This window comes from Pseudomonas sp. FG86 (genome assembly GCF_057808775.1).
This window is the reverse complement of the sequence record NZ_JBMDIS010000148.1, coordinates 1-8,557: the sequence shown is the minus strand read 5'-3', so window position 1 is coordinate 8,557 and position 8,557 is coordinate 1. Positions and strand designations below refer to the sequence as shown.

Below are 8,557 nucleotides of genomic sequence, written 5' to 3'. Positions count from 1 at the left end.
ACGGATATGTACTCGCTAAAACTCCAAAAAAGCGGTCGGCCCGAAGGCCGCCACGAAACCAAGCTCCCTCACCCCCAAGAGATTTTTCAGCCTGAAAGTTGCGCAGACACCCATGCTCGGATAGCGGTATGACAGTCACAGCATCATTGACTGACCTACTGCAATCGGGGGCAAGCCCCCTCCCACATTTAATAGGTGTTGCCCGCCGGTTACTCCACCCGCAACACAATCTTGCCGATATGGTCCCCACCTTCCATCCGTGCATGGGCCTGGGCAGCGTCGGTGTATTCGTACACCTTGTCGATGATCGGCAGGCACCGCCCGGCCTCCAGCACCGGCCACACATATTCGCGCAGTTGCTGGGCGATCGCGGCTTTCTCATCCTTGGTGCGCGCGCGCAACAGCGAGCCGGTGATCACCGCGCGCTTGCCGAGGATGGTCAGCAGGTCGACATCATTGGCCTTGGCGCCGCCGAGGAAGCCCAGCATCACCAGGTGACCGTCCATGGCCAGGGCCTTGAGATTGTTGTTGAGGTACGAGCCGCCCATGATGTCGAGGATCACGTCCACGCCCTGGCCGTCGGTCTGTTGCGCGATGACCTCGGCAAAATCCTGCTCGCGATAATTGATCGGCTCGCCGCCAAGCTGGGCAATGGCCGCGCATTTGTCGGCGCTGCCGGCGGTGGCGAAGGCCTGGATACCGAACTCGCGGCAGAGCATCAAGGCGGTGGTGCCGATGCCGCTGGTGCCACCGTGGATCAACACGCGCTGGCCGGTGTGCGCGCCGCCAAGGCCGAACAGGTTGGCCCACACGGTGAAGAAGGTTTCCGGTATGGCAGCGGCTTGAATCCAGTCCATGCCGGCGGGGATCGGCAGCGCCTGGCTGGCGGGCACCGTGCAGAACTGCGCATAGCCGCCGCCGTTGGTCAGGGCGCAGACCTTATCGCCCAGGGCGTATTCGGTCACGCCGTCGCCCAGCGCGGCGACTTCCCCTGCCACTTCCAGGCCAGGCAGCGGGTTCATGCCAGGTTTCATCGGGTACTTGCCGGCGCGTTGCAGGGCGTCGGGGCGGTTGACCCCGGCCGCATGCACGCGAATCAGGATCTCGCCGGGGCCCGCCAGCGGTACATCTGCGCGGCGCGGCTGCAGCACCTCGGGGCCACCGGGGGTGGTGATTTCGATCAGGGTCATTTCTTTCGGGAGCGTCATTTCAGATTACCTGCAGCGATGAGCGTATGGGGTGGGACCGCGGCGGACGGTCGGCGGTTCAGCAGGCGCATGCCCAGTTCGAGTGCCAGGGCAACCACTATCGCCCCGGCGGCGATCATGAACAACCACCCATGCTGGCCACCGCTGAAGTTGAACAGGGCGGAATAGGCAAACCCCGAGAGCGCCTGGAAAGTGGCAAATGACACCGTGGCACGGCTCCACGCGACCTGCTGCTGATGATGGTTGGGGATCAGTTCATGCACCCGTGCCAGCGCCAACGGCACAATGCCCGGCGGGAAAGAACCGAGGAGCACCGCGAGTACCGCCAGGGCCGTCAACGAGCCGGCAAACGGCAACGCCCCGACCGCTATCGCCTGCACCACCAGCACCACGCGAATGCTCAAGCGCGCGCCCAGTTTGTCTGCCAGGAACCCGTAAGTGACCGGCCCCACAATCGAACCCAGGCCGTACATCACCCAGATCATCGCGCCGATATGCGCCCCGGCCCCCAGGCCACGGGCCACGTAATCCACCAGGAACACCATCGCCGGTACCAGCCCTGCGGCCATAAAGGCGTATTGGGCGAACAGCAGGTACACACCGGAAGGCGTCGCTATGGCCGAGCCGGAGGGCCGCGCATCTTCATGCAGCGTGCCCGAAGGCCAGGCGAACCAGCTGGCGGCGGTCAGCACCACGGCCAACAGGCCCAGGCCGAACCAGGTCTGCTGCAAGCCCAGGCTCAGCAGCGGGGGGACTATCGTGCCGGAGCCGGCGATGCCCAGGCCAATGCCGAGGAAGATCGCCCCACTGGCCAGGCCCCGACGTGCGGCCGGTACATGGGGCAACACGGTCGCGGCCACCAGCACCATGATCGCGCCACCGGCAATCCCCGACAGCAGGCGCCAGGCGAAGAACCACACCACCGACAGCGGGAAGCCACAGGCGAAGAACGCGAGGGTCACCGCCAGCATCATGAGGCGCAGCGCGGTCCTGTTCGAGGTGCGCTGAGCGATAGGCCGGCCGATCAGCGCGCCGATCAGGTAACCCACCAGGTTCGCGGCGCCGAGGTACACCACATCATTGGCGCTGAACCAGTGGGCCTGGATCAGCGATGGAATCAACGGCGTGTAGGCAAAGCGCGCCAGGCCGATGCTGACCAGGCTGGCACACAGGCCAGCGAAAATCGGCAGCCACAAGGCCGTGCGAGAGGGGGTATGAGTGTCGGGCATGACGGTGGTCCTGGGTATTTTCTATGGCGCCCAGCATATCCAGGTTTTTCGATGCAATAATGCAGCGATTACACGTCATAGTGATGCAGATATGCAGCACAAGGGGGCAGCATGAATTGGGATGACGCACGGGTGTTCCTGGCGGTGTGCCGCGAGTCGACATTACGCGGTGCCGCGCGGGTGCTTGGGGTCGACCAGGCCACGGTCGGGCGGCGGGTCAACGCCCTGGAAAAGGCATTGGGCGCGACGTTGTTCCTGCGCACCTCCGAGGGCTATGCATTGACCGCCGTTGGCGAGGCGGCCTTGCTCTCGGTGGAAAAAATGGAACGCTCGGCCCTGGATCTCCAGCGCCAGATCCAAGGCCTGGACGACCGCCTGACCGGCACGGTGCGGGTCAGCAGCACCGACTCCCTGGCCATCGACTTTCTGATCCCGGCGATCGCCCGGCTGCACCATCAGCACCCCGACGTGCGTGTGCAACTGGACGCTTCCACCCAGTTCCTCAGCCTGGCCAAGCGTGAAACCGACATCGCTGTGCGCAACATCCGCCCGGACAGCCCCGACCTGATCGCCCGGCGCATGGCGCGTTGGCCGGTGGGCCTGTTCGCTTCACAGGCGTATGTCGACCGCCACGGTGTGCCGGAGCCGGGCAGTCTGTTCGAAGGCCATGACCTGGTGGTCTACCAACCGTACCTGCAAACCCAGAAAGACATGAGCCTGGTGTCCGAACCCTTGGGCCGTGGGCGCATTGTGGCTGCGTTGAGTTCCAGCCTGCTGGTACGCCGCTCGATTGCCGCCGGCATCGGTATCGGTGAAATCCCGGTGCCGACCGGCCAGATGGACGGCCTGGTGCGTGTGTGGCCGGAGCGTACGCGGCCCTTGCCGTATGACGTGTGGCTGGTGACCCATGCCGACTTGCGCCACACCGCGCGGGTACGGGCGGTGATCGACGAGATCGTCGCCGGGTTTGCCGGCACCAGGGAGTAAGGTCAGCACACGGTTGCAAGCGTGCGTAGCGCTCTGCGGACACAATCGACGTCGATAACGTGTCAACCCACCGGAGCGCATATGAACGAATCAAGACACCAGGACATCGGGCTGTTATTTCTGCGGGTCAGCGGGGCGCTGTTCCTGCTGTGGGTGCATGGCCTGCCCAAATTGCTCAACTACAGCGAGCAGTTGAAGCTGATCGAAGACCCGTTTCACCTCGGCGCCCATGTCACCCTGCTGCTGGCGATATTCGCCGAAGTGTTGTGCCCGCTGTTGATCATCGCCGGGGTGCTGGTGCGCCTGGCGTGCCTGCCGATCCTGGCGGTGCTGTTGATTGCGATGGTGGTGGTGCATCCGGAGTGGACGCTGCTGGAAGGGCAATTCGGCTGGCTGCTGTTGATCATTTTCACCAGCATCCTGATTGCCGGGCCAGGTCGCCTGGCGCTGGAAAAAAAGGCCGGTTAAACCCTGCCCTTGTAGGCGCGAGCTTGCTCGCGAAGAACCCAAGAGCGACGCGTTAAATCTGATTGACTGCGTCATCGTTGACGATCTTCGCGAGCAAGCTTGCTCCTACAGGGCACTAGCGTTCCGGCCAAAGGAGCGGGGTTTTTCAGCGATTGAGGAACGCCAGCAGGTCCTCGTTCAAGGCTTGGGTGTGGGTCACGGCAAACCCGTGCGGCGCATCCTTGTACACCTTCAACTTGGCACCCTTGATCATCTCGGCCGCCACCTTGCCGGTAGTCTCGAACGGCACGATCTGGTCGCCGTCACCGTGGATCACCAGGGTCGGTACGTCGATCTTGGCCATGTCCGGGCGGAAGTCGGTCTCGGAGAATGCACTGACGCAATCCACGGTCGACTTGAGGGACGCCAGCATGGCGATCTGCAGGGTCTGGGCCAGCGTACCTTCGGAAACGGTCTGGCCCTTGTTGATGCCGAAGAACGGCGTGTTGAAGTCCGCGATGAACTGCGCACGGTCTTTGAGCAACCCGGCCTTGATGCCGTCGAACACTTCGCTCGGCACGCCCTGCGGGTAATCCGCCTGCTGGCCGAAAATTGGCGTCACGGCGCCCAACAGCACCAGGCCGGCCACCCGTGCACTGCCGTGGCGGGCGATGTAGCGGGCCACGTCACCGCCGCCCATGGAGAAGCCCACCAGGGTCACGTCCTTGAGGTCCAGGTGTTCGATCAACTGCGCGATGTCGTCAGCGAAGGTGTTGTAGTCGTTACCGGTCCACGGCTGGTCAGAGCGCCCGAAGCCACGGCGGTCAAATGCGATAGTGCGAAAACCACGGCTGCTCAGGTATTCCATCTGGTATTCCCACATGTCGGCATCCAGCGGCCAGCCGTGGCTGAACAGCACCGGTTTACCGCTGCCCCAGTCCTTGAAATAGATCTGGGTACCGTCTTTGGCTACGAATGTGCTCATGGAAAAACTCCTTGGTTGAGGGACTGGACATCAGCCTCACTATTGCCCGAAACCGGGCCAGGGGCTTGTACGGGTGTGCTTGCCTGGGGTCACCAACTGAACTTGAGCTCGACCCCCAGGTAATTGCTGTCGTCGCCGCCGGCGTCGCGCAACGTGCGGCCGACCGCGTAATGCACCGCTTCAACCGCACCGGTGAGGTTCGGCGTAAACACGTAGTCGGTGCGCAATTGACCGTAGGCACCGGTCCAGCGTCCACCCTGGCCTGCGGTGCCGGCGACCGGCAGGTTCGGTTGCGTGTACACCGCATCGCTGGTGGTCTGGCGCCACAGCAGGCCGACGGCGGTGTGCACGCTGAGCTTGTCGATGGGCTTGACAGTGATCGACGGTTTGACGTGAATCAGGTTGCTGTAGCCCGTATAGCCGGCCAGGGAAAAATAGTAGCCGTTGGGGAACAGCGGGTTGAACGTGCCGACTGTACCGTCACCGGTCTTACGGTCGCCCGAGGCGATGTCCAGTTGCAGGCCGATGCGCGGTTTCCACGTCACGCTGTCGAAGGTGTATCCCGTGCGGCTGCCGCCGGCCCAGGCGCGAATATCCTTGTTGCCCACCGAGCCGCTTTGCAGCATGGCTTCAATGTCCCAGTCGAACCCCTGGGCCGTGCCGCCCAGGCGTGCATCCAGCAGGTGGCGGGTTTCATCGCCGTCCGCATCCAGATAGTGCGCAGCGCTGCGCTCGTACACGCCGTAGTAGGCCGACAGCTCATTCTTGCCGCCCACCAGCCGCTCGACCCGCAGCATGTGGAAGCGCGCGTCACTGTTGGATTTGTCGTCGAAGTGCCGCTCGTCCTGATACTGCACTGGCTGGCTGGCAATCCCGATAAAGCGCCAGTTGGACGTTTCCCAATCGGCCCACAATGCATCGAAGGATTGCCGCACGTTCGGGCCGTCCCGCGATGAGATGAAACGCTGCAAGTCGAAGGCAAAGTCCTGGCGCCCGACACGCGCCTTGAGCGTGCCGCTGCTGAAGGCGTTGACGTATTCGGCAAAGGCCAGGCGCAAATCGACGCGGTTCTGGTCGGCGCCGCCGACCGTGGTCTTGTCGTAGGCGCGTGCATCTTCCAGTTGGGTGAAGAGCCGCCAGTTTTCGTTCAAGTGCAGGTCGGCGTGCACCTGGAAGCGCTGGATCAGGTAGCTGTCACGCTTGACGCCCTTCACCCCAAAACCATTGGCATCGTTCATCTCGAAGCGCTCGCGCAACGTCGCCCCCAATGACAAATAGGTGAACGGGTTGGCGCTGGACAGCGGGATGTACTTCAAGCTGTCCAGCGGTTGGGTGCGCAGCGCCGGGTCTTGGAGCACCGACCAGTCTTCCTGCCAGCGGTTGGTCTTGATGGCCGGTCGTGTCGGTTGATCGTCGGCGTGGGCGCTGCCGATCAGCAGCGGCCACAGCACGGCCAGGCCCCAGCCTGTGCGGCCAATCATTTTGCAGCGAGGAGTTGGTGAATTTCCGCGACGTAGCCGCCGGGGAATTCAACCACGGCGCTGCGGCGGCCCTTGCTGTCAAAGGCCGGCACCAGGACCTTGGCGCCGGAACCGGTGGCCTTGCCCAGGGTAGCCGTCAGGTCAGGCACTTGATAACCGGTGGTCTCATGGCCGAAGGGGTAGGGCAGTTGGCCGTTGGTGACCAGCACCGCCATGCGTCCGAACGGTGACTCGATGTCGACGCGGCGGTACGTGCCAGTGGCTTGGCCCACATCGGTGCCGGGCGCATGCTTGTCATCGGCCAGCACCTTGCCGTGGGAGAAGCCCAGGAACGATTTGATAAAGGCGTCGGCGCGCTCGGTGGACAGGTATACGCGATTTTCCGGCACGGTCTGGAACGCCGCGTAGTCCGGGATCCTGGTGTGCCAGTAGAGCTGCATGTTCACGCCACCCGGCCATTGCACCACGGCGTCACGCCCGATCGGGTCCGGGAAGTCGCTGACGATAACGGCAGCGCCGTTTTCCCGCGCGGCTTTGAGTGCAACGTCCATGTCCTTGACCAGGTAGCCGTTGCGTTCCTGGCCAAAAGGGTGCGGGATAGGCGTGGTGAAACCGAACAGCGACACCGTGCCCGCCGGCGTCTGCAGCAGCTGCGAGGTGGTACTGCTCGGCACCGGCAGCACATTCACCACCACCTGGGGCGTGCTTTTGCCGCCGAAGGTGGCGAGGAAACTCTGGGTGAAACGGTCCACATCCGCCGGGGCCACATAGACGTGGCTGGTGTCGTATTGTGGCGCCACGGCCACGCTCGGGGTTGCCGCGAAGGTATTGCCCATCATTGCGCCCGCCAGCAGCGTCAATGCCACAGATACCTTGATTGCTTTGCTACGCATGCCCACTCTCCAGCACTTCTACGCGATTGAAAGCCGTGAGGTTAGGCGCAGGGACGCGATGGAAATTGTACAGACGTGCTCGGTTGAACGGTTCAGCGTCTATGCTGGTCCACTGACCTCTACCGTCAGATCACACAGGTGAACGAAATGGCCAAGACATACAGCTACGCCGCCCAGAACGCCAAGGATGCCCTCAAGCCCTTTACCTTCGAGCGCCGCGCGCCGGGGGCGGATGACGTACAGATCGACATTCTCTACTGCGGCGTGTGCCACTCCGACCTGCACACCGCCCGCAACGAGTGGAACAACACCCTCTACCCTTCGGTGCCCGGCCATGAAATCGTCGGCCGCGTCACGGCGGTCGGGGCCAATGTGAAGACATTCAAGGTCGGCGACCTCGCCGGTGTCGGCTGCATGGTCGACAGCTGCCAGCACTGCGCCTCTTGCGCCGAGGGCGAGGAGCAATATTGCGAGAGCGGTTTTACCGGCACCTACAACGGCCCGGTGTTTGGCGGGGAGAACACCTTCGGGGGCTACTCGGACAATATCGTGGTCAAGGAGAAGTTCGTGCTGCGCATCTCCCACGATGACACCCACCTGGCGGCCGTGGCGCCGCTGTTGTGCGCTGGCATCACCACCTATTCGCCGCTGCATCACTGGAAGGTCGGCCCCGGCAAGAAAGTCGGTGTGGTCGGCCTCGGGGGCCTGGGGCATATGGCGGTGAAGATTGCCCACGCCATGGGCGCCCATGTCACCTTGTTCACCACCTCGCCGAACAAGCGCGAAGACGGCCTGCGCCTCGGTGCCGATCAGGTGGTGGTGTCGAAGAACCCGGACGAAATGGCCAAGGTCGCCAACAGCCTGGACTTCATCCTCAACACCGTCGCCGCGCCGCACAACCTCGACGCCTTCCTCAACCTGCTCAAGCGCGACGGCACCATGACCCTGGTCGGCGCCCCCGACAGCCCGCACCCGTCGCCTACGGTGTTCAACCTGATCTTCAAGCGCCGCAGCCTGGCCGGTTCGTTGATCGGCGGCATCCAGGAAACCCAGGACATGCTGGATTTCTGCGCCAGGCACGGGATTGTCTCGGACATCGAAATGATCGATATCCAGGGCATCAACGAGGCGTATGAGCGCATGCTCAAGGGCGATGTGAAGTATCGGTTCGTGATCGATATGGACAGCTTGAAAAAGGAAAGCCACGCGGCCTGAAACCCCGATCTCCAAACCACTGTAGAGCCTTTGTGGGAGGGGGCTTGCCCCCGATGAGCATGGGTATCTACACAATTTCCAGTGGTCTGTGGCGAGGGAGCTTGGTCCCGTG

General features: G+C 63.2%; 8 protein-coding genes. 3 read left to right on the top strand and 5 right to left on the bottom strand.

Features of this window, described 5'->3' with window-relative positions:
* Positions 1 to 209: 209 nt before the first annotated feature.
* Entirely contained in the window at positions 210 to 1,208 is a 999-nt protein-coding gene (locus ACODSV_RS35300; RefSeq protein WP_150056006.1) for an NAD(P)H-quinone oxidoreductase, read from the bottom strand.
* The gene (locus tag ACODSV_RS35295) at positions 1,205 to 2,437 is read right to left on the bottom strand and encodes a YbfB/YjiJ family MFS transporter (RefSeq protein ID WP_150056005.1); all 1,233 of its coding nucleotides are present in this window, start codon (positions 2,435 to 2,437) and stop codon (positions 1,205 to 1,207) included. Before ACODSV_RS35295 ends, ACODSV_RS35300 begins: the two co-directional genes overlap by 4 nt.
* 111 nt (positions 2,438 to 2,548) lie before the next feature.
* Here ACODSV_RS35295 and ACODSV_RS35290 point away from each other — a divergent pair, with 111 nt between their 5' ends.
* Together ACODSV_RS35290 and ACODSV_RS35285 are read left to right on the top strand one after the other, a co-directional pair.
* Positions 2,549 to 3,424 (top strand): LysR family transcriptional regulator, encoded by an 876-nt coding sequence (locus ACODSV_RS35290; RefSeq protein ID WP_150056004.1) that lies wholly within the window; start codon positions 2,549 to 2,551, stop codon positions 3,422 to 3,424.
* A gap of 81 nt (positions 3,425 to 3,505) precedes the next feature.
* Complete coding sequence (locus tag ACODSV_RS35285) at positions 3,506 to 3,892, top strand: DoxX family protein (protein ID WP_024074795.1); 387 nt, start codon at positions 3,506 to 3,508, stop codon at positions 3,890 to 3,892.
* A gap of 145 nt (positions 3,893 to 4,037) precedes the next feature.
* Here ACODSV_RS35285 and ACODSV_RS35280 read toward each other — a convergent pair whose 3' ends face one another.
* The 3 genes from ACODSV_RS35280 to ACODSV_RS35270 form a co-directional block, all read right to left on the bottom strand.
* Positions 4,038 to 4,856 (bottom strand): alpha/beta fold hydrolase, encoded by an 819-nt coding sequence (locus tag ACODSV_RS35280; RefSeq protein ID WP_024074796.1) that lies wholly within the window; start codon positions 4,854 to 4,856, stop codon positions 4,038 to 4,040.
* Between the two features lie 89 nt (positions 4,857 to 4,945).
* Complete coding sequence (locus ACODSV_RS35275; protein WP_150056411.1) at positions 4,946 to 6,337, bottom strand: alginate export family protein; 1,392 nt, start codon at positions 6,335 to 6,337, stop codon at positions 4,946 to 4,948.
* On the bottom strand, positions 6,334 to 7,230 hold the full coding sequence (locus ACODSV_RS35270; protein WP_150056410.1) for a VOC family protein: 897 nt from the start codon (positions 7,228 to 7,230) through the stop codon (positions 6,334 to 6,336). Before ACODSV_RS35270 ends, ACODSV_RS35275 begins: the two co-directional genes overlap by 4 nt.
* Before the next feature lie 147 nt (positions 7,231 to 7,377).
* Here ACODSV_RS35270 and ACODSV_RS35265 point away from each other — a divergent pair, with 147 nt between their 5' ends.
* Entirely contained in the window at positions 7,378 to 8,445 is a 1,068-nt protein-coding gene (locus tag ACODSV_RS35265) for an NAD(P)-dependent alcohol dehydrogenase (protein WP_150056409.1), read from the top strand.
* Positions 8,446 to 8,557 lie beyond the last annotated feature (112 nt).

Excerpts from the sequence above, each read along its gene's own strand:
- ACODSV_RS35290 (WP_150056004.1), top strand. The coding sequence starts at position 2,549 with ATGAATTGGGATGACGCACGGGTGTTCCTGGCGGTGTGCCGCGAGTCG.
- ACODSV_RS35295 (WP_150056005.1), bottom strand. The coding sequence starts at position 2,437 with ATGCCCGACACTCATACCCCCTCTCGCACGGCCTTGTGGCTGCCGATT.
- ACODSV_RS35275 (WP_150056411.1), bottom strand. The coding sequence starts at position 6,337 with ATGATTGGCCGCACAGGCTGGGGCCTGGCCGTGCTGTGGCCGCTGCTG.
- ACODSV_RS35285 (WP_024074795.1), top strand. The coding sequence starts at position 3,506 with ATGAACGAATCAAGACACCAGGACATCGGGCTGTTATTTCTGCGGGTC.
- ACODSV_RS35300 (WP_150056006.1), bottom strand. The coding sequence starts at position 1,208 with ATGACGCTCCCGAAAGAAATGACCCTGATCGAAATCACCACCCCCGGT.
- ACODSV_RS35265 (WP_150056409.1), top strand. The coding sequence starts at position 7,378 with ATGGCCAAGACATACAGCTACGCCGCCCAGAACGCCAAGGATGCCCTC.
- ACODSV_RS35280 (WP_024074796.1), bottom strand. The coding sequence starts at position 4,856 with ATGAGCACATTCGTAGCCAAAGACGGTACCCAGATCTATTTCAAGGAC.
- ACODSV_RS35270 (WP_150056410.1), bottom strand. The coding sequence starts at position 7,230 with ATGCGTAGCAAAGCAATCAAGGTATCTGTGGCATTGACGCTGCTGGCG.